General features: G+C 71.6%; 20 protein-coding genes. 11 read left to right on the top strand and 9 right to left on the bottom strand.

Going from position 1 to position 19,524, the window contains the following annotated elements; genetic code table 11:
* Positions 1-14: 14 nt before the first annotated feature.
* Positions 15-617, bottom strand: coding sequence for a TIGR03086 family metal-binding protein (locus ACIP84_RS27630; RefSeq protein ID WP_401801213.1), 603 nt, complete (start codon positions 615-617; stop codon positions 15-17).
* A gap of 84 nt (positions 618-701) precedes the next feature.
* Here ACIP84_RS27630 and ACIP84_RS27625 point away from each other — a divergent pair, with 84 nt between their 5' ends.
* Both ACIP84_RS27625 and ACIP84_RS27620 read left to right on the top strand, forming a co-directional pair.
* Positions 702-1,673, top strand: coding sequence for a DUF6597 domain-containing transcriptional factor (locus ACIP84_RS27625; protein WP_401801210.1), 972 nt, complete (start codon positions 702-704; stop codon positions 1,671-1,673).
* A gap of 14 nt (positions 1,674-1,687) precedes the next feature.
* Positions 1,688-2,260, top strand: coding sequence for a GNAT family N-acetyltransferase (locus tag ACIP84_RS27620; protein WP_401801207.1), 573 nt, complete (start codon positions 1,688-1,690; stop codon positions 2,258-2,260).
* Here ACIP84_RS27620 and ACIP84_RS27615 read toward each other — a convergent pair.
* Positions 2,257-2,706: a GNAT family N-acetyltransferase gene (locus ACIP84_RS27615; protein ID WP_401801204.1), complete on the bottom strand. Its 450-nt coding sequence runs from the start codon at positions 2,704-2,706 to the stop codon at positions 2,257-2,259. The genes ACIP84_RS27620 and ACIP84_RS27615 overlap by 4 nt on opposite strands.
* Before the next feature lie 123 nt (positions 2,707-2,829).
* Here ACIP84_RS27615 and ACIP84_RS27610 point away from each other — a divergent pair, with 123 nt between their 5' ends.
* The gene (locus ACIP84_RS27610; protein ID WP_401801201.1) at positions 2,830-3,681 is read left to right on the top strand and encodes an NAD(P)H-binding protein; all 852 of its coding nucleotides are present in this window, start codon (positions 2,830-2,832) and stop codon (positions 3,679-3,681) included.
* 51 nt (positions 3,682-3,732) lie between these two features.
* Positions 3,733-4,476, top strand: a complete 744-nt coding sequence (locus ACIP84_RS27605) for a Mut7-C RNAse domain-containing protein (RefSeq protein WP_401801198.1) — start codon at positions 3,733-3,735, stop codon at positions 4,474-4,476.
* 92 nt (positions 4,477-4,568) lie between these two features.
* On the opposite strand, the gene ACIP84_RS27600 is transcribed toward ACIP84_RS27605, so the two are convergent.
* Together ACIP84_RS27600 and ACIP84_RS27595 are read right to left on the bottom strand one after the other, a co-directional pair.
* On the bottom strand, positions 4,569-5,057 hold the full coding sequence (locus tag ACIP84_RS27600; RefSeq protein WP_401801195.1) for a MarR family winged helix-turn-helix transcriptional regulator: 489 nt from the start codon (positions 5,055-5,057) through the stop codon (positions 4,569-4,571).
* 28 nt (positions 5,058-5,085) lie between these two features.
* The gene (locus tag ACIP84_RS27595) at positions 5,086-5,646 is read right to left on the bottom strand and encodes a TetR family transcriptional regulator (RefSeq protein WP_355967854.1); all 561 of its coding nucleotides are present in this window, start codon (positions 5,644-5,646) and stop codon (positions 5,086-5,088) included.
* A gap of 115 nt (positions 5,647-5,761) precedes the next feature.
* On the opposite strand from ACIP84_RS27595, the gene ACIP84_RS27590 reads away from it, so the two are divergent.
* Complete coding sequence (locus tag ACIP84_RS27590) at positions 5,762-7,249, top strand: FAD-dependent monooxygenase (RefSeq protein ID WP_401801191.1); 1,488 nt, start codon at positions 5,762-5,764, stop codon at positions 7,247-7,249.
* Here the strand turns inward: ACIP84_RS27590 and ACIP84_RS27585 are convergent.
* Positions 7,237-7,554 carry a hypothetical protein gene (locus tag ACIP84_RS27585; RefSeq protein ID WP_401801188.1) on the bottom strand — a complete coding sequence of 106 codons (318 nt, stop codon included), beginning with the start codon at positions 7,552-7,554 and terminating at the stop codon, positions 7,237-7,239. The genes ACIP84_RS27590 and ACIP84_RS27585 overlap by 13 nt on opposite strands.
* A 331-nt stretch (positions 7,555-7,885) precedes the next feature.
* Between ACIP84_RS27585 and ACIP84_RS27580 the strand changes: the two genes are divergently transcribed.
* Positions 7,886-8,650: an SDR family NAD(P)-dependent oxidoreductase gene (locus ACIP84_RS27580; protein ID WP_355967863.1), complete on the top strand. Its 765-nt coding sequence runs from the start codon at positions 7,886-7,888 to the stop codon at positions 8,648-8,650.
* Between the two features lie 86 nt (positions 8,651-8,736).
* Here the strand turns inward: ACIP84_RS27580 and ACIP84_RS27575 are convergent, their stop codons facing one another.
* On the bottom strand, positions 8,737-9,930 hold the full coding sequence (locus ACIP84_RS27575; protein ID WP_401801185.1) for an RtcB family protein: 1,194 nt from the start codon (positions 9,928-9,930) through the stop codon (positions 8,737-8,739).
* A 174-nt stretch (positions 9,931-10,104) separates the two neighbouring features.
* Between ACIP84_RS27575 and ACIP84_RS27570 the strand changes: the two genes are divergently transcribed.
* The 3 genes from ACIP84_RS27570 to ACIP84_RS27560 all read left to right on the top strand — a co-directional run bounded on the left by ACIP84_RS27570 (position 10,105) and on the right by ACIP84_RS27560 (position 13,285).
* Positions 10,105-11,070: a DUF3558 domain-containing protein gene (locus ACIP84_RS27570; RefSeq protein WP_355969294.1), complete on the top strand. Its 966-nt coding sequence runs from the start codon at positions 10,105-10,107 to the stop codon at positions 11,068-11,070.
* 87 nt (positions 11,071-11,157) lie between these two features.
* Entirely contained in the window at positions 11,158-11,895 is a 738-nt protein-coding gene (locus ACIP84_RS27565; RefSeq protein WP_401801182.1) for a DUF3558 domain-containing protein, read from the top strand.
* Positions 11,896-12,049: 154 nt separating this feature from the next.
* Positions 12,050-13,285 carry a DUF2637 domain-containing protein gene (locus tag ACIP84_RS27560; RefSeq protein ID WP_401801180.1) on the top strand — a complete coding sequence of 412 codons (1,236 nt, stop codon included), beginning with the start codon at positions 12,050-12,052 and terminating at the stop codon, positions 13,283-13,285.
* A gap of 167 nt (positions 13,286-13,452) precedes the next feature.
* On the opposite strand, the gene lysS is transcribed toward ACIP84_RS27560, so the two are convergent.
* Positions 13,453-15,234 carry a lysine--tRNA ligase gene (gene lysS, locus ACIP84_RS27555; RefSeq protein ID WP_401801177.1) on the bottom strand — a complete coding sequence of 594 codons (1,782 nt, stop codon included), beginning with the start codon at positions 15,232-15,234 and terminating at the stop codon, positions 13,453-13,455.
* 161 nt (positions 15,235-15,395) lie between these two features.
* Here lysS and argS point away from each other — a divergent pair, with 161 nt between their 5' ends.
* Entirely contained in the window at positions 15,396-17,192 is a 1,797-nt protein-coding gene (argS, locus tag ACIP84_RS27550; protein WP_401801174.1) for an arginine--tRNA ligase, read from the top strand.
* A 65-nt stretch (positions 17,193-17,257) separates the two neighbouring features.
* Here argS and ACIP84_RS27545 read toward each other — a convergent pair whose 3' ends face one another.
* Entirely contained in the window at positions 17,258-17,527 is a 270-nt protein-coding gene (locus ACIP84_RS27545; protein ID WP_355969342.1) for a DUF1876 domain-containing protein, read from the bottom strand.
* A gap of 110 nt (positions 17,528-17,637) precedes the next feature.
* On the opposite strand from ACIP84_RS27545, the gene ACIP84_RS27540 reads away from it, so the two are divergent.
* A complete protein-coding gene (locus tag ACIP84_RS27540) occupies positions 17,638-18,414 on the top strand; it encodes a DUF4253 domain-containing protein (RefSeq protein WP_401801171.1) in 777 nt (258 codons plus the stop codon).
* A gap of 11 nt (positions 18,415-18,425) precedes the next feature.
* Here the strand turns inward: ACIP84_RS27540 and hemB are convergent, their stop codons facing one another.
* The gene (hemB, locus tag ACIP84_RS27535; protein WP_401801169.1) at positions 18,426-19,430 is read right to left on the bottom strand and encodes a porphobilinogen synthase; all 1,005 of its coding nucleotides are present in this window, start codon (positions 19,428-19,430) and stop codon (positions 18,426-18,428) included.
* Between the last annotated feature and the right edge of the window lie 94 nt (positions 19,431-19,524).

Here is a 19,524-nt window from a genome sequence, read left to right as displayed (position 1 = left end):
CCCCGGCCTCGACCTCAGGCCCCCCAGGCGCGCGGATCGCGGCCCGTCGTCGCGAGCAGCCGCTCGAAGGCGGTGGTATCACCGGGCAGCTCGACGGCCTCTCCGAAGACGCCCATCTTCCGGGCCATGGGCGCCATCCGCTCCACCTCGTCGACGAGCCCGTCGACCACGCCCGGGTCGGGCGTGAAGCTGCGCCCGGTGGCGCGGGCCAGGTCCCAGACGTGCACGGTGAGGTCGAGCAGCACCATGGACCCCACGGTCCGCGCCGGCATGGCCATGCCCCCGGTGGTGCCCTCCTCGGCGCCGGGCGCCGACCAGGCCTCGACCAGCTTCCCGGTCTCGGCCTCGAAGCGGCCCCGCCAGTCGGCGTCGGCGAGCCAGTCCGTGGTGGCGGAGAGATCTGCGGACTGCTTGGCGGCGAGCGCCTGGAAGTGGACGACGACGCCGAGAAGGTGGTTCACGAGCGCGCGCACGTCGTACTCGGCGCAGGGCGTGGGCGCACCGAGAGAGTCGTCGGCGATGCCCCTGACCAGCGGCGTGGCCTGTGCGGCGGCGGTACGGAGCAGGTCACCGATGCGGGGCGGGGCATCGGTGCGGAGCGGGTCCTCGTTCGTCATGGGAGCGACGTTAGGAGAGGCTGCCCGGCCCCGTCTTGAAGAAACACGCCAGGCCGGGATCCCGTCCCGTCCTAGCATCGGAGCATGTCCGACTCCGCTCCCCGCAGGGACACCCGCGGCATCGTCGACCCCGCCGAGCTGCTCTCCCGCGTCCGCTTCCGCCGCCACACCCCGGCACCGGAGCTGCGGCCCTATCTGGAGCACTACTGGCTGATCGACTGGGAGCTGCCGGAGCCGTACGCGAGCCATGTCGTCCCGCACCCGTCGATGAACGTCGTCTTCCAGCGGTACGGGGCACTCGGCGCCCCGGCCGCGGACGCGCGCGCGTCCGCCGAGGTCTCCGGGATCGGGCTCGGGCTGTTCACCCAGAAACTCACGGAGGCGGGCCGGGTCTGCGGGATCCAGTTCCGCCCCGGCGGCTTCCGCCCCTTCGCGCCCGCGTGGCCCGTGTCGACCTGGACGGGCCGCCGGGTCCCCCTGGCGGGGGTCTTCCCGGACACGGGCACGGACCCCGGTGCCGGGACGGACGCGGGCAGGGATGCCGGAGCCGGGACGGACACGGGCACGGACCCCGGCGCCGGCACGGACGCGGAGGCGGAGGCGGGCCACGCCGGCACGGACCCCGGCCTCCTGTCCGCCGTCCTCTCCCCCGACACCGACCACGCGCGCGTGGCGGCGCTCGACGCCTTCCTGCTCGCCCGCGGCCCCGCGCCCGATCCGGCCGCCGACCGGGCCATGGAGCTGGTGGACCTGATCCGGGGGGACCGCACGGTCCGCAAGGTGGCCCAACTGGTCGCGGCGACCGGCCTGTCGGCGCGCTCGCTCCAGCGCCTCTTCGCGAGCCACGTCGGGGTCGGCCCGAAGTGGGTGATCCTGCGCTACCGCATCCACGAGGCCCTGGAACGCGCCGAGGCCGCGGACGCGGCGGGCGGCCCGGACTGGGCGGCCCTGGCGGCGGAGCTGGGCTACAGCGACCAGGCCCATCTCGTACGGGAGTTCACGGCGACGATCGGGGTGCCGCCGACGGCGTACGCCCGGGGAGTGTCAGCGCCCTGACCTACCGTACGGAGATGGACACCGACACCCCCTCGCCCGTACGGCTCGAACCCTGGTCCGAGGCCGACGCCGGCCTGCTGCGGGCCCTGAACGCGCCGGAGTTGACGGATCACCTCGGCGGGCCGGAGACGGAGGAGCAGCTCGTCCGGCGCCACCGGCGGTACGTGGAGCTGAGCGCCGACGAGCCGGGCGCGGGGCGCATGTACCGGATCGTGCTGCTGCCGGAGGAGGCCGTGGTCGGCAGCATCGGCTTCTGGGTGCGGACCGGCGACGGCGAGCCGGTGTACGAGACCGGGTGGGCCGTGCTGCCGGGCTTCCAGGGCCGCGGCGTGGCGAGCGCCGCCACGCGCGCGGTGGCCGCGGAGGCCCGGGCCGCGGGCCTCCATCGCTTCCTCCACGCGTTCCCCTCGACGGAGAACGCCGCGTCGAACGCGGTGTGCCGCAAGGCCGGGTTCGAGCTGCTCGGCGAGCGGGACTTCGAGTACCCGCCGGGCCACCCGATGCGCTGCAACGACTGGCGCCTCGACCTGGAGCAGCCGGTCACAGCGGCGCCGGCCAGGGAGGCGCTCCAGGGACGGGACGACTAGGAGGCCTCGTCCGGCGCGGTGAGCGGCCGGGCGAAGTGGAAGGCCACGATGTCGAAGCGCTCCCGCAGGTAGAAGCGGTGGGCTCCGGTGCGGTGGGTGCCGGAGTCCAGGTTGAGCTCGTGGCAGCCGGCCGCGCGCGCGTGGCCCTCCAGATGGGTGACGAGCGCGTGGCCGACCCCGGTGGAGCGGCTGGCGGCGGCGGTCACGAGGTCGTCGACGTAGAGGCTCCGCAGGGTGCTGGTGTTGATGACGATCCGCCAGCCGGCCACGCCGACGCAGCGGTCCTCGTCGGTGTAGGCGGCGCTGAAGCGCAGCCCCTGGGAGTGCCCGGTCTCGTACACCTCGCGGAAGAGCTCCGGGGTGAGGTGGGGGCGGAGTTCGGAGAGGACGGGCAGGAGGTCGTTCTCCAGCCGGGGGTCGCCGGGCTGGAGGTCGATGATCTTCATGCCAGGACGGTACCTCAGGGTTTTATCCGGGTTGACGGGCGTGACACGGGGCTGGATATTTATCTGCGTGACGCAGATGATGCGCCACGAAGAGAACAAGCCGCACCTCTGGAAGGAACCCTCATGACCGTTCTGGTCACCGGCAGCCGCGGCCGCGTCGCCTCCACCCTGCTCGGCCTCCTCGACGCCGCCGGCATCAAGGCGAAAGCCGCCTCCAAGAACCCCACGGACCTCTCCCCACCGCCCGGCGTCGACACCGTGCACTGCGATCTCACCGACCCGGCCACCTTCGACACCGCCCTGACCGGCGTCGACTCCGTCTTCCTGTACGCCGAGGCCGGCCACGCCGAGACCTTCGCCGACCGGGCCCGTGCCGCCGGCGTCGAGCACGTCGTCCTGCTCTCCTCCAGCTCCGTCCTCGCCGCGGACGCCGCCGAGAACCCGATCGCCGCCTCCCACCTCGCCGCCGAGCGCGCCCTCTCCGCCGCCGCGGACGCCGGGGCCTTCGAGGCGACCCACCTCCGGCCGGGCGCCTTCGCCACCAACGCCCTGCAGTGGGCCAGAACCCTCCGGGACGGGCGGGGACCCGCCCTGCCCCACCCGCACGCGTACGGCGACCCGATCCATGAGCGCGATGTCGCCGAGGCGGCCTTCGCGGTCCTCACCCAGCCCCGGCTGCGCGGCTCCTCGTACCTCCTGACGGGCCCCGAGTCGCTGACCTTCGTCGAGCAGCTGGCGGTACTCGCCGAGGTGACCGGACGGCCCGCACCGCACACCGTCGTGACCCCGGAGGAGTGGAAGGCGTCGGTCACCGGCTTCATGCCGGAACTCTTCGCCGACGCCCTGCTCTCCCACTGGGCCGCGCACGACGGCCGGCCGACACCGCTGACCCGCACGGTCGAGGACCTGACCGGCCACCCGGCCCGCACCTTCGCCACCTGGGCCGCCGACCACAAGGAGGACTTCCACCCCTGACGACACCGAATTCCCTGGCAGCCCGTCCCGCGCCGATGCGATCCTGTCCCCGTGAACGGACCGGAGATCCACATCAGCTTCGCCCCCGACCTGGGGCTCTTCGTCTCGGCCGACCGCCGCTCGGGCCGCACGCCCGTGACCACGGACGGCGCCTCCTCGCTCGGCCACGTCGTCGAGTCCCTCGGCGTACCGCTCACCGAGGCCGGCCGACTGCTGGTCGACGGACGGCCCGTCGACGTCTCCTACGTCCCCGCGGCGGGCGAGACCGTCGACGTGGAGAGCGTCACCCGCCCGCAGCCGGTGCGCCCCGGCGCGCCCCTCCGGTTCCTGCTCGACGTGCACCTCGGCACGCTGGCCCGGCGGCTTCGGCTGCTCGGCGTGGACGCGGCCTACGAGAGCGAGGACATCGGCGACCCCGCCCTGGCCGCGCTCTCGGCGCGCGAGCGGCGCGTCATGCTCTCGCGGGACCGCGGCCTGCTCCGCCGCCGCGAACTGTGGGCGGGGGCCTACGTCTACAGCGACCGCCCGGACGACCAGCTCCGCGACGTCCTGGAGCGCTTCGCGCCGCCGCTCGCACCCTGGACGCGGTGCACGGCGTGCAACGGGCGGCTGAGCGACGCCGACAAGGACACGGTGCGCGAGCGCCTGGAGCAGGGCACGGAGAAGTCGTACGACGTGTTCGCCGAGTGCGTGGAGTGTGGCCGGGTCTACTGGCGCGGCGCCCACCACGCCCGGCTGGAGGCGATCGTCTCCGACGCGGTACGCGAGTTCGGCGGCGCCGCGACGGCCGGCTGAGCTCCCGAGCCCACCCCCGGCCGACCGGACCAGCGACCAGCACCCCGGCACCCGGCACCCGGCGACGACGGCATCGCGCCGCCGCGCGCCGGTCAGTCCAGGTCGCCGCCGCGCAGCCGCTCGATCTGCGCGGCGCTGATCTCGACGGTGCGCCGCATATGGGCGATGAGCAGGGCGAGCTCGGCATCGCTGTAGACGTCGAACATCGTGCCCCAGGTGCTGTTGAGCTTGCGCCACAGAGCGCCGAGTTCGGGGATGCGCTCGGGCACGAGGGCCACCAGGACCCGGCGCCGGTCCTCGGTGTCCCGTTCACGCGTGACGTAGCCGGACCGCTCCAGGCGGTCGACGAGCCGGGTCGCGGAGCCGGTGGTGAGCCCGGTCAGCTCGGCGACCCGCCCGGTGGTCACCGGGCCCTCCTCCAGGCTGAGAAGGTTCAGGCACTGCACATCGGTCGGGTGGAGCCCCAGGCGGTCGGCGACGGCCTGGTTGAACAGGGCGTACGCCGCCATGTAGCGGCGGGCCTCCCCGTACAGCTCGGTCATCAGCGTCTCGCGTCGCCGACCCGCACTCTTCTGCGTCATGCAGAGATGGTACGAACCAGGCACCGCCTCAGGGCGCCTCGGCGGTCAGATAGCGCTGCACGGTCGGGCCGAGCCAGGCCACGATCTCCTCGGGCGTCATCTCGACGACCGGCGGCAGCCGCAGGACGTAGCGGGTGAGCGCCATGCCGAGGATCTGGGAGGCGACGAGCGCCGCCCGCCGCGGCGCCTCCTCCGGGTCGGGGCAGACCCCCCGGGTGACGGGCCCGAGCTGCTGGGCGAAGACCGCCCGCATCCGCTCCGCCCCCGCCTCGTTGGTGACCCCCACCCGCAGGAGCCCGGTGAGGACGTCGTCCCGCTCCCAGCGCTCCAGGAAGTGGGTGACCAGGACGGCCCCGATGTGCCGCGCGGGCAGGCCGCCCAGCTCGGGCAGGTTCAGCTCGATCTCCGAGGCGGCGGCGAACAGGCCCTCCTTGTTGCCGTAGTAGCGCATGACCATCGACGGATCGATCCCGGCGTCCCGGGCGATGGCCCGGATGGTGGCGCGGTCGTATCCGTCGGAGGCGAAGCGCTCGCGGGCGGCCTCCAGGATGGCGGCTCTGGTGGCGTCGGAACGGCGGGCGGTCGTCATACCAACAACTGTAGGCCAACAGGCGTTGACATTCCATCAGAGCGACTCCTATCGTTGCCCACAAGCGTTGACCAACAGCCGTTGGCAAACGGCCGTGGGCACCCTGGAGGCAGCCATGAGCACCGCGGAGACACCGAAGACCACCCGGACCACCGAGAGCACCGAGAGCACCGACCCGACGGACACCCAGGTCCTCGTCGTCGGCGCCGGCCCCACCGGCCTGCTCCTCGCCGGCGACCTCGCCACCGCCGGCGTCGACGTCACCCTCGTCGAGCGCCGCCCGCACGGTCTCGCCAACATGACCCGCGCCTTCGGCGTCCACGCCCGCACCCTGGAGCAGCTCGACGCCCGCGGCCTCGCGGACGAGCTCGTCGCCACCGGCACGACCCTCGGCACCGCCCGGCTCTTCGGCCGACTGGACCTCGACCTCACCCGACTGCCCAGCCGCTTCAACCACCTGCTCGTCACCCCTCAGTACGAGGTCGAGCGCCTCCTGGAGCGCCGGGCCGTGGCCGCCGGGGTCACCTTCCGGTACGGCACCGAGCTGCGCGGACTGCGCCAGGACACCGACGCGGTGACGGCGGAGCTCACCGACCCGGACGGCGCCCCACTCACCCTCACCGCCCGCCACCTGGTCGGCACGGACGGCGTCCGCAGCGCCGTCCGTGCCGCTCTGGGCCTGCCCTTCCCCGGCGGATCCGTGATCCGCTCCCTCGTCCTCGCCGACGTCCGCCTCTCGGAGGAGCCCACCGACGCCTTCAGCGTCAGCGGCTCCGGCGACACCTTCGCCTTCCTCGCCCCCTTCGGCGACGGCTGGTACCGGGTGATGGGCTGGAGCCGCACCCGCCAGGTCCCCGACACCGAACCCGTCGACCTGGACGAGATCCGCGAGATCGCCCGCCGCGCGCTCGGCACCGACCTCGGCATGCACGACCCCCGCTGGATCTCCCGCTTCCACAGCGACGAGCGCCAGGTCCCCTCGTACCGCGTCGGCCGGGTCTTCCTCGCCGGCGACGCCGCCCACGTCCACTCCCCCGCCGGCGGCCAGGGCATGAACACCGGACTCCAGGACGCCGCCAACCTCTCCTGGAAGCTCGCCGCCGTCCTGCGCGGCGACGCACCCGCCCCCGAAGCCCTCCTCGACAGCTACCAGACCGAGCGCCACCCGGTGGGCGCCGCCGTACTCCGCACCAGCGGCGCGCTCGTGCGCCTCGCGATGGCCCACACCCCGCTCACCCGCGCCGCCCGCTCCCTCGCCGCCCGGCTCCTGAGCGCGCTCCGCCCCGCCTCCGCCCGCGCCATGGGCATGATCAGCGGCCTCGGCATCGCGTACGCGCCCCCGGAGGGCTCCACGCGCCCCGCGGGCCGCCGGGCACCGGACGTACGACTCCGCGAAGGCCGCCTCTACGAGCTGCTGCGGGCGGGCGAGTTCGTCCTGATCACCGGGCAGGGCCCGGCCCCGGCCCTGCCCGGGACCGCCCCGGTCTCCCCCGAGCGCCTCGTGCGGGCCACCTGGACGGACCCGACCCGAAGGACCGCGGTACTGGTCCGCCCCGACGGCTACGTCCACTGGACGAGCAGCAGAACCCTTCAGAAGACGTAGGGATCGCCGGTGGCGAGCACCAGCACCCGATGCCGGTCGTTCCGTGGATTCCGGTCGGCCACCCCGTCCCGCCAGGCGGTGGTGATGTCCACGGTCAGCTCGTCCGGAAGGCCCGCGGTCCGCAGGTCGAGCGCCAGCTCACCGGCACCCCCCGCGGCCGGCAGCTCGCCCGTCCGACAGGAGACCACCCGGTCACTGCTCCACAGACAGGCCTCCGGAAGCTCCTGACCACCCGCCATCGGCACGGAGAACGCCAGCCGGACCGTCGCCTGGGAGAGATCGGTGGGACCGAAGTTCTCACTCACCAGCCATACCCCGACCCGCCCGCCCCACAGAGAGACATGACCGTGATGGGACAGATCCGCCTCGGGCCCCACCACCGGCTCCACGGCACCGGCACTCGTACCCGCACCCGTCACCACCGCGGCCGCGAGAGCGACCCCGAGCACAGCCTTCCGCAATCCACGCATAGGCCCAAAATACCCACACACCATCTGATCTTCTGACAACCTCTCAGTCAGCGTGTCCCCCCGGGCGGACGCCCCCCTCATAACACCGCGCCCCGCCCGATCGACGCCGCCTATCCTTGGCCGGGCGATCGACGTAATCGACCATCTGCGCGAGGAGCACGACGTCATGACTGCCCCCGGGACCCCCATCGCCGTCATCACCGGAGCGAGCAGCGGAATCGGCGCCGCCACGGCCAGGCAGCTCGCCGCCGCCGGCTACCGCGTGGTCCTCACCGCCCGGCGCAAGGACCGCATCGAGGAACTGGCCGCCGAGATCACCGAGGCCGGCCACCAGGCCACCGCCTACGCCCTCGACGTCACCGACCGCGCCGCCGTCGACGAGTTCGCCACGGCCTTCCAGACTCTCGCCGTCCTGATCAACAACGCCGGCGGCGCCCTCGGCGCCGACCCCGTCGCCACCGGCGACCCGGCCGACTGGCGCCAGATGTACGAGGTCAACGTCATCGGCACGCTCAACATGACCCAGGCCCTGCTCCCGGCCCTCACCGCGAGCGGCGACGGCACCGTCGTCGTCCTCTCCTCGACCGCCGGCCACTCCACCTACGAGGGCGGCGCCGGCTACGTCGTCGCGAAGAACGGCGCCCGCGTCCTCGCCGAAACCCTCCGCCTGGAGATCGTCGGCACCCCGGTCCGCGTCATCGAGATCGCCCCCGGCATGGTCAAGACGGACGAGTTCGCCACCACCCGCTTCCGCGGCGACACCGAGAAGGCCGCCAAGGTCTACGCCGGCGTGGCCGAACCCCTCACCGCGGACGACGTGGCCGACACCATCACCTGGGCCTGCACCCGCCCCCCGCACGTCAACATCGACCTCCTGGTCGTCCGCCCCCGCGCCCAGGCCTCCAACACCAAGGTCCACCGCGAGCTCTGACAACCCGAAGAGCCCACGGTCCTCCGATCCACAGAGCAGTGGGGCCTGGTGCGGAGTCCGCACCAGGCCCCACCGACAAGCTCGCCTCAACCCTTCACGCAGATGACCTGCTTCAGCTTGGCGACGACCTCCACCAGGTCCCGCTGCTGCTCGATGACCTTCTCGATCGGCTTGTACGCCCCCGGGATCTCGTCCACGACGCCGGAGTCCTTGCGGCACTCCACACCCCGCGTCTGCTCCTCCAGGTCTCGCGTCGAGAAGCGCCTCTTCGCCGCGCTCCGGCTCATCTTCCGGCCCGCGCCGTGCGAGGCCGAGTTGAAGGACGCCGCGTTGCCCAGGCCCTTCACGATGTACGAACCGGTGCCCATCGAGCCCGGGATGATCCCGAATTCCCCGGAGCCTGCCCGGATCGCGCCCTTCCGGGTGACCAGCAGGTCCATGCCCTCGTACCGCTCCTCCGCCACGTAGTTGTGGTGGCAGGAGATCACCTGGTCGAAGGTCACCCGGGCCTTGCGGAACTCCCGGCGGACAACCTCCTGGAAGAGCGCCATCATGATCGCGCGGTTGTACTTCGCGTACTCCTGGGCCCAGAAGAGGTCGTGCCGGTAGGACGCCATCTGCGGTGTGTCCGCGACGAACACCGCCAGGTCACGATCAACAAGACCCTGATTGTAGGGCAACTTCTGCGCTTCACCAATGTGAAACTCTGCGAGTTCCTTACCGATGTTCCGCGAGCCCGAGTGCAGCATGAGCCATACACAACCCGATGTATCGATGCAGACTTCGATGAAATGGTTGCCCGCGCCAAGTGTTCCCATCTGCAAAGTGGCGCGTTCCCGGCGGAACTTGACCGCATCCGCCACCCCGTCGAACCGCGACCAGAAGTCGTCCCAGCCCGACGTCGGGAACTGGTAGAGCCGCCCCGGGTCCACCTCCGTCCGGTGCAGACCCCGGCCCACCGGAATCGCCTGCTCGATCTTCGAGCGGAGCCTCGACAGGTCGCCCGGCAGGTCGTTCGCCGTCAGTGAGGACTTGACCGCCGACATGCCGCAGCCGATGTCCACCCCGACCGCCGCGGGACAGACCGCCCCCTGCATCGCGATCACCGAACCGACCGTCGCACCCTTGCCGTAGTGCACGTCCGGCATCACGGCGAGGCCCTTGATCCACGGCAGCGTCGCCACGTTCTGCAGCTGCTGCATGGCACCGCCCTCCACCGTGGCGGGGTCGGCCCACATCCGGATGGGAACTTTCGCCCCAGGTACCTCTACGTACGACATACTTCCTCGATTCCCCCGAAAAGTCTGATAACGCAAAAACCGGCGCCAAAGCCCGTACAGGTGACAGCGGACCGGCATCAACAGCTGCGTGTGCGATAGACATTGTGTCCATCGGCCGGGTTCGCGCGGCAAACAGTTTTCGGGAAAGACCTCGGGAGAAGGGAGCCTGGGAGCGTGCAGCGAAAGAGGTACACCCCCGGCCGCACCGGGTCCACGGCTCGCACCGCCGTCGTCCTCACACTCGGCCTCGGCCTCGGAATCGGCCTCACGGGCTGCTCGTCCGGCACCCCGGCCGACGACATCGCCGTCGACGCCAAGGCCGGCCCCGCCGTGCCCGTCGCACCGCCGGGCCGCTACCGCACGCTCTTCGAGCCCTGCGGCGCCGTCCCCCAGGCGACCCTCAAGGACCTTCTCCCGGGCGCCGCCGCCCTCGCCGACGCCGAGCGGGACAAGGCGTACCGCGGTGTCGCGTCCGTGACGTACGACACCGACCGGCGGGTCGGCTGCACCTGGAAGGCCGACACCCCGGACATCTCGCACCGGCTGATGCTCGACATCGAACGGGTCGTCTCGTACGACACCGCCGTCAGCGACGACGACCGGGCGCAGGAGGTGTACGTCCGCAAGCAGCTCGCGGCGGGCATCCCGCTGCCCCCGACCGCACCGCCGACCACCGCGCCGCCGACCACCGCCCCGCCCGCGACGACGACGCCCTCGGCCCCGGTGACACCCGGCAGCCCCACGGCGAGCGGCCGGCCCTCGGGCGGGACACAGGGCGCGACTGCGACGGAGGGTGCCGGCAAGCCCGGCGACGCCGCCGGCGCCCCGTCGGACAAGGCCCCCGCGGGGTCCACCCCGCCCGCCTCCGGAGGCACTCCGTCGGACCCCTCCCCCACCGGGCTCGAACCCCGCGTCCTCGAGGGCCTCGGGAACATCGCGTACATCGACGACGCCCTGAGCACGGTCGGTGCGAACGGCCATCAGCGTGCCGTGAGCGTGGTGTTCCGCACATCCAACGTCATCGTGACCGTCTCCTACCGGGAGCAGACGACCGGTTCGGCCGAGGCCCCGGACAGCACGGAGCTGCAGGAAAAGGCCCGGAACCTGGCCCGGCTGCTCGCCGAACGCCTGGAGGAGTAGCGGTCCGCACCCGCTCCGTGAGCGGACGGACACCACGTAACGTGTCGGCGTACCGGCCGGACCGTACGACAAGCGACTGAAGGAACCATGCAGCGAACAGCCCCGCGACTCACCCGCATACTCGCCTGCGCCGCCGTCCCGGTGATGCTCGTCGTCGCAGGCTGCTCCTCGGACTCCGGCGACAGCGGGTCCGGTGCGACGGGTTCGAAGGACAAGGCGGCCTCGTCGGCCTCCGCCACGCCCTCGCCCTCGCAGACGACGAAGACGGTCGAGCCGGCGAAGTTCGGGAAGCTGCCGGAAGCCTGCAAGGCGATCGCCGCGAAGACGACGTCCTCGCTCGTGCCCAGGGCGAAGACGAAGAACGGCACGCCGGCCGTCTCCAGCGACCTGGGCAGCCGCAGCGGCTGCTCGTGGAACGGCCTGGACGACAAGGGCGTGAAGGGTTCGCAGTACCGCTGGCTGGACGTGTCCTTCTACCGGTACGAGTCGGACGCGGCGCTCGGCAGTGGCCAGGAGCGCGCGCAGGAGAACCTGGCGAAGGAGCTCGCCAAGATCGAGGAGACCGCGGGCGCGAAGAAGCTCCGGACCGCGACGGTCACGGGCATCGGCGACGAGGCGAAGTCCGTGGCGTACCAGCTGCGCAAGACGAACGAGGACTTCGTCTACGGCTCCATCGTGGCGCGTACGGGCAATGTGCTGGTGCTGCTCTCGTACAACGGTGCCGGGTACGCGGGCGCGGACACCCCGTCGGACAAGACGATCATGAGTGGTGCGGTGAAGGCGGCCAAGGAGGCCGTCGCCGCGGTGGCCGCCGCGAACAGGTAGGCGCGAGCGGCGCGGGCGAAGACCGACAACCAGCCGCAAACCCGCTCAGAGTGGCACGTCGATACGGAGCCCGTCCCTCCCCCGGGGGCCGGGCTTCGCGCACATGTGCCAGTCTGTGCGCGCGAGATGTCGATTGACGGGGAGGGGATCGCGGGTGGCCGCGATGCAGCTGACACGCACACACCGGATACTCATCGGCCTCGTCATCGCCGGTGCGCTGATCATCGCGGGGATCGGTTTCGCGGGTTCGTACGCCGCCGTGCGCGAGCTCGCCGTGCAGAAGGGCTTCGGCACCTTCTCGTACTTCTTCCCGATCGGCATCGACGCGGGCATCTGTGTGCTGCTCGCCCTGGATCTGCTGCTGACGTGGCTGCGGATCCCGTTCCCACTGCTGCGGCAGACGGCGTGGGTGCTGACGGCGGCGACGATCGCGTTCAACGGCGCGGCCGCCTGGCCCGACCCGCTGGGTGTCGGGATGCACGCGGTGATCCCGATCCTGTTCGTCGTGGCCGTCGAGGCCGCGCGGCACGCGGTGGGCCGGATCGCGGACATCACCGCGGACAAGCACATGGAGGGTGTCCGGCTGACGCGTTGGCTGCTGTCCCCGGTGCCGACGTTCCGGTTGTGGCGCCGGATGAAGCTGTGGGAGCTCCGTTCGTACGAGCAGGTGATCAAGCTGGAGCAGGAGCGGCTGATCTACCAGGCGCGGCTTCAGGCCCGTTTCGGCCGGAGTTGGCGTCGCAAGGCGCCGGTGGAGGCGCTGATGCCGCTGCGTCTGGCGCGGTACGGGGTGCCGCTCGCGGAGACGGCGGCGGCGGGCCTCGCGGCGGCGGGTATCGAGCCGGCCGTGCTGCCGCCGCAGCCGCAGGGCGCGTCGCCGCTGTTGCCCCAGGCGCCCCAGCCGGCCCAACCGCTTCAGTCGGCTCAGCAGCCCCAGCCGGTGCAGCTCGCGGCCGCGCCGCAGCCGCTTCCCGATGGGCCGGAGGACGCCGAGGGCAGCCCCTGGTTCGCGGGCCAGGCGCGGCCGGACGGCTACCAGGGTTCGTACAACCCCCAGATCGTCGACGGACTGGAGCCGATCCCGGTGCCGGTGCCGCTCGGCCCGGAGGACGTTCCGCCGCCGGGGCCGGAGGAGTTCGTCGAGTACCCCGAGTACGTCGAGGAGCAGCCGGAGCCGCAGGAGGTGGAGGAGTTCCGCGAGGTCGTCTACAAGCAGACGTGGGCGTACGCCGTGGAGAACGACCGCTTCCCTGAGGCCCAGGAGCTCGAACGGCTGGTGGCCGATCACTACGGCGTCGAGCAGCTCCGCAACCCCGAGCTGCTCCACCAGGTGATCCCCGAGGTCCAGCAGCGGATCCAGCAGGACATGCAGGAGTACCGCACTCCCTGACCCGACGGGAGCGACTCGCAGGAATGCGGTCGCACGGGAGCGACGCGCGGGGAAGCGACGCGCAGGGGAGCAACCCTCGCGGGAGCAACCAGCACGGGAGTACGCGAAGGGGCCGCCGCCCGGCATCCGGGCGGCGGCCCTCTCTCGTGCTCAGCTCATCCGCGCGCTCACGCGCCGAGCAGCTTCCTCACCCGGTCCGCGCCGACGGCGAGCAGCAGCGTGGGCAGTCGCGGCCCGGTCTCGCGGCTGACGAGGAGCTTGTAGAGCAGGGCGAAGAACGCGCGCTGCGCGAGCTTCAGCTCGGGCGTCGGCTTGGCTTCGGCGTCGAGTCCGGCCATGACCTTCGGGACGCCGTAGACGAGGGTGGTGAGCCCGTCGAGCGACCAGTGGCTGTCGAGGCCCTCCAGCAGCAGGCGGAGCGACTCCCGGCCCTCGTCGTCCAGGGAGCCGAGGAGCTCGGTGTCGGGCTCCTCGCGGACGATGGTGCGCTGGTCGGCCGGGACCTGGCTGGTGATCCAGTTCTCGGCGCGGTCGAGGCGGGGCCGGACCTCGTCGAGGGACGCGACCGGGTTCTCGGGGTCGAGCTCGGTCAGGATCCGCAGGGTCTGCTCGTCGTGGCCGGCCGTGATGTCCATGACCGAGGCGAGCGTGCGGTACGGGAGCGGGCGCGGGGTGCGCGGAAGCTCACCGGCGGCCGTGCGGGCGGCGCGGCTGTGGGCGGCGGCGTCGGCGGGCAGCACGCTGCCGTCGGCGACCTTGGCCTCCAGCTTGTCCCACTCGTCGTAGAGCCGCTGGATCTCCTGGTCGAAGGCGATCTTGAAGGACTGGTTGGGGCGGCGGCGCGCGTACAGCCAGCGCAGCAGCGGTGCTTCCATGATCTTCAGGGCATCGGCGGCGGTCGGGACGCCACCGCGCGAGGAGGACATCTTGGCCATGCCGCTGATGCCGACGAAGGCGTACATCGGGCCGATCGGCTGGACGCCGTCGAAGATCTCGCGGACGATCTGGCCGCCGACGACGAAGGAGGAGCCGGGCGAGGAGTGGTCGACGCCGGAGGGCTCGAAGATGACGCCCTCGTAGGCCCAGCGCATCGGCCAGTCGACCTTCCAGACCAGCTTGCCGCGGTTGAACTCGCTCAGCTTCACGGTCTCGGAGAAGCCGCAGTCGGCGCAGGTGTAGGCCAGCTCGGTGGTGTCGTCGTCGTACGAGGTGACCGTGGTCAGGTCCTTCTCGCACTGCCCGCAGTACGGCTTGTACGGGAAGTAGCCCGAGGAGCCGCCGGAGCCGTCGTCCTCGCTCGCCGCGCCGGAGCCCTCCTCAGCCTCCAGCTCGGCCTCGTCGAGGGGCTTCTGCGACTGCTTCTTCGGCGCCTTCTTCGTCCGGTACTGGTCGAGGATGGCGTCGATGTCGCCGCGGTGCTTCATCGCGTGCAGGATCTGCTCGCGGTAGGTGCCCGCGGTGTACTGCTCGGTCTGGCTGATCGGGTCGTACTCGACACCGAGCTCGGCCAGCGACTCGACCATGGCGGCCTTGAAGTGCTCGGCCCAGTTGGGGTGGGGCGAGCCGGCGGGGGCGGGGACCGAGGTCAGCGGCTTGCCGATGTGCTCGGCCCAGGACTCGTCGATGCCCTCGATGCCGTTCGGCACCTTGCGGTAGCGGTCGTAGTCGTCCCAGGAGATCAGGTGCCTGACCTCGTGTCCGCGGCGGCGGATCTCGTCGGCGACCAGGTGCGGGGTCATGACCTCGCGGAGGTTGCCGAGGTGGATCGGGCCGGACGGGGAGAGGCCGGAGGCGACGACGACCGGTTTGCCAGGCGCACGTCGCTCCGACTCGGCGATGACCTCGTCCGCGAAACGGGAGACCCAGTCGGTCTCGGTGCTGCTCTGAGCCACGGTCGGTACGTCCTTCTTCCTGGGTGGGGTGCTGCCTGAGGGCCCTACGTGAGCCATTCTCCCAGACGGAAGAGTGCTCCCCGAGGTTGTCCACAGGCGGAGATCGCCCGCGTCCCCCGGTTGTCCACAGGCGGGGAAATCACGTTGCGCTCCCATGGGACACTTGACAAGCGATTTAGACGCACAGAACTCCCCGAACTCAACAGGAACGGAAGCTCATGGCCTCGGTCCCTTCCCTCGCTTCGACCGTGCAGCAGCGCCTCGCGGACGGCCTCTCGGCGGCTCTGCCGGACGCCGCGTCCGCCGACCCGCTGCTCCGACGAAGCGACCGGGCCGACTTCCAGGCCAACGGCATCCTGGCGCTCGCCAAGCAGCTCAAGGGCAACCCGCGTGAGCTGGCCACCCAGGTCGTCGCCGCGATCCCGGAGAACGACGTCCTGAAGGAGATCGAGGTCTCGGGCCCCGGCTTCCTGAACATCACGGTGACGGACGCGGCGATCGTGCGGACCCTCGCGGCCCGCGCCGCCGACGCCCGGCTCGGCGTGCCGTTCAACGAGTCGGCCGGCACGACGGTCATCGACTACGCCCAGCCGAACGTGGCGAAGGAGATGCACGTCGGGCACCTGCGCTCCGCCGTGATCGGCGCCGCGATGGTCGAGATCCTGGAGTTCACCGGCGAGACCGTGGTCCGCCGCCACCACATCGGCGACTGGGGCACCCAGTTCGGCATGCTCATCCAGTACCTGATCGAGCACCCGCACGAGCTGGACCACAAGGCGCAGGACGGCGCCGAGGTCTCCGGTGAGGAGGCCATGTCGAACCTGAACCGGCTCTACAAGGCCTCGCGCGCGCTGTTCGACTCCGACGAGGAGTTCAAGACGCGGGCCCGCGCGCGCGTCGTCGACCTGCAGGCCGGCGACGAGCAGACCCTCGCCCTGTGGCAGCGGTTCGTCGACGAGTCGAAGATCTACTTCTACTCGGTGTTCGACAAGCTCGACATGGACATCCGGGACGGCGACGTCGTCGGCGAGTCCGGCTACAACGACATGCTGGTGGAGACCTGCCGCATCCTCGAGGAGTCGGGCGTCGCCGTCCGCTCCGAGGGCGCGCTGTGCGTCTTCTTCGACGACGTGAAGGGCCCGGACGGCAATCCGACCCCGCTGATCGTCCAGAAGTCCGACGGCGGTTTCGGCTACGCGGCGACGGACCTGTCCGCGATCCGCGACCGCGTGCAGAACCTGAAGGCGACGTCCCTGCTGTACGTGGTCGACGCCCGTCAGTCGCTGCACTTCAAGATGGTCTTCGAGACCGCTCGCCGGGCCGGATGGCTGAACGAGGACGTGAAGGCGGTCCAGCTGGCCTTCGGCACGGTCCTGGGCAAGGACGGCAAGCCGTTCAAGACCCGTGAGGGCGAGACGGTCAGGCTGGTGGACCTCCTGGACGAGGCGGTGGACCGGGCGACGTCGGTCGTGCGCGAGAAGGCCGAGGACTACGTCGCGAAGACCGGCGAAACGCTCCTGACGGAGTCGGAGATCGTCGAGAACGGCCAGTACGTGGGCATCGGCGCCGTGAAGTACGCCGACCTGTCGACGTCCGCCGCGCGCGACTACAAGTTCGACCTCGACCAGATGGTCTCGCTGAACGGCGACACCTCGGTGTACCTGCAGTACGCGTACGCGCGGGTCAGGTCGATCTTCGGGAAGGCCGGCGACCGCACGCCGCTCGCCCACCCGGAGCTGGAGCTGGCCCCCGCCGAGCGCGCGCTCGGTCTGCACCTGGACCAGTTCGGTGAGGTGATCTCCGAGACCGCCGCGGAGTACGCCCCGCACAAGCTCGCGGCGTACCTGTACCAGCTGGCGTCGCTGTTCACGACGTTCTACTCGGAGTGCCCGGTCATCAAGCCCGCGCCGGCGCAGGACGTCGCGGAGAACCGCCTCTTCCTCTCCGACCTGACCGCCCGCACCCTGCACCAGGGCATGGCTCTCCTGGGCATCAGGACGCCCGAGCGCCTCTGACGGTCCCGGAGCGACATCCGAAGGCGAGGCCCCCGGCGCGGATCACCGTGCCGGGGGCCTCGTCGTCAACGGAGGGTGTGCGAGGTCCGCCCGGAGACCTCGTCGATCTCCGTATGGGCCTTCTGGAGCAGCTGGGAGGCGAGGTCCATCAGCGCGCGTGCGCCGGCGATCTCCTCGCCCACCTTCAGCTGGTCCGGGTCGGAGGGGTGACGGTTGGCCGTGCCGTGGGCCCGGAACTCGGTGCCGTCGGAAAGCCGCACCATGGCCGCGGCCCGCGTCCGGTCGCCCTCCTCCTGGAACTCCATCTCCACATGCCATCCGACAAGCGTGTGCATCATGAGGACCACCTCCAGCGAGGTACCTGTCGGCTACCTCTCCAGGGTGCGCCGACGCGTGCCGCACCACCACTCGCTGCGTTGTCAGTGGCGCCCCGTACGTTCTCGCCATGGCGATGATCCCGAACCAGCTGCCCCGGCTCGCAGCCGATCCGACCGGCCGTTCCCTCGGCCTCGACCTGCCGCCCGGCGCCCTCACCGGCCCGGCGGACGCCCCGTACATCTGGTCGGGGCACGGCGCGGCGGGCCCCTCGGCGTGGAGCGCGCTGCGCCCGGCGGCCCGCACGGCGGGGCTGCTGCCGGTGCTGCTGGGCGGTGACTGGAGCCTGGACCGGTGGGAGCTGATGCCGGAGCGGATGAGCGACCCGGCGGACCACGCCGCGGACGAGGTCCTCGCCGAGTTCTGGCGTGCGAACGCGCCCGAGGAGATACCGGGAGGTGCCGACTGGCCGGGCCTTGCCCCGGCGCGGGAGTGCGACACGGACCCCGACAGGACGGCGGCAGCCGTCGCCGAGATGCTGACGGAGCCGGGCTTCTGGCTGGAGGACGCCCGCCCGGCCCTGGTTCCGGCGCGGCGCAGCGCGGACATACCGGCGGTGATCGGCTGGACGGGGCCGCTGAACCACGAGAACGACGTGGCGCGGCTGTGCGCGGTGCTGCGGTCCTGGGAGGACCGCTTCGGGGCGCGTGTGGTGGCGCTGACCTTCGACCAGCTGGTGGTGTCGGTCGCGGCGCCGCCCGCGACCGAGGAGGAGGCCGAGGCGCTGGCGGCGGAGCACTTCGCGTTCTGCCCGGACAACGTCGACCAGGGCGGCCACGGCGGCCTGCGCGCCTACGCGAGGACGGGGCTGCTGGACAGCCCCGTCTGGACCTTCTGGTGGGACTAGGCCCTGTCGGCCTAGCCGCGCGCGTCGGCCAGCTTCTGGGCGACCTCGGTGGCCCAGTAGGTGAGGATCATCTGCGCGCCGGCCCGGCGGATGCCGGTCAGGGTCTCGAAGATCGCCCTGTCGCGGTCGATCCAGCCCTTCTCGGCGGCGGCCTCGACCATCGCGTACTCACCACTGATCTGGTACGCGGCGACAGGCACGTCGACAGCGGCGGCGACCTTCGCGAGCACGTCCAGGTAGGGTCCGGCGGGCTTCACCATCACCATGTCCGCGCCCTCCTCCAGGTCCAGCGCCAGCTCGCGCATCGACTCACGGAGGTTGGCGGGGTCCTGCTGGTAGGTCTTGCGGTCGCCCTTGAGGGAGGAGCCGACGGCCTCGCGGAAGGGGCCGTAGAAGGCGGAGGAGTACTTCGCGGTGTACGCGAGGATCGACACGTCCTCCTTGCCGATGGTGTCCAGGGCGTCCCGGACGACGCCGACCTGGCCGTCCATCATCCCGGACGGGCCCACCGCGTGGACGCCGGCGTCGGCCTGCACCTGGGCCATCTCGGCGTAACGTTCCAGCGTGGCGTCGTTGTCGACGCGGCCGTCGGCGTCGAGGACGCCGCAGTGGCCGTGGTCGGTGTACTCGTCGAGGCAGAGATCGGACATGATCACGAGCTCGTCGCCGATCTCGGCGCGGACGTCCCGGATGGCGACCTGGAGGATGCCGTCGGGGTCGGTCCCGGCCGTCCCCACCGCGTCCTTCTTCTCGTCCGCGGGGACACCGAAGAGCATGATCCCGGAGACCCCGGCCTCCACCGCCTCGGCCGCGGCCTTCCGCAGCGTGTCGCGGGTGTGCTGGACGACGCCGGGCATGGCCTGGATCGGCAGGGGCTCGGTGATGCCCTCGCGCACGAACGCGGGAAGGATCAGATCGGCGGGATGCAGTCGCGTCTCGGCCACCATCCGCCGCATGGCAGGCGTCGTCCGCAGCCGCCGCGGCCGCGCCCCGGGAAAGGATCCGTACGAGTTCATAGCCCCGAGGCTACGCCCGCCCAAAGAGTGCTTTTACCGACCACTTGTGGGCATGCCCGCCCCCAGCCGGAACAGCCACACACAAACCGCCACG

This window comes from Streptomyces sp. NPDC088707, from assembly GCF_044752725.1.
Taxonomy (GTDB): Bacteria; Actinomycetota; Actinomycetes; order Streptomycetales; family Streptomycetaceae; genus Streptomyces.
This window is presented reverse-complemented; position numbering and strand designations above follow the sequence as displayed.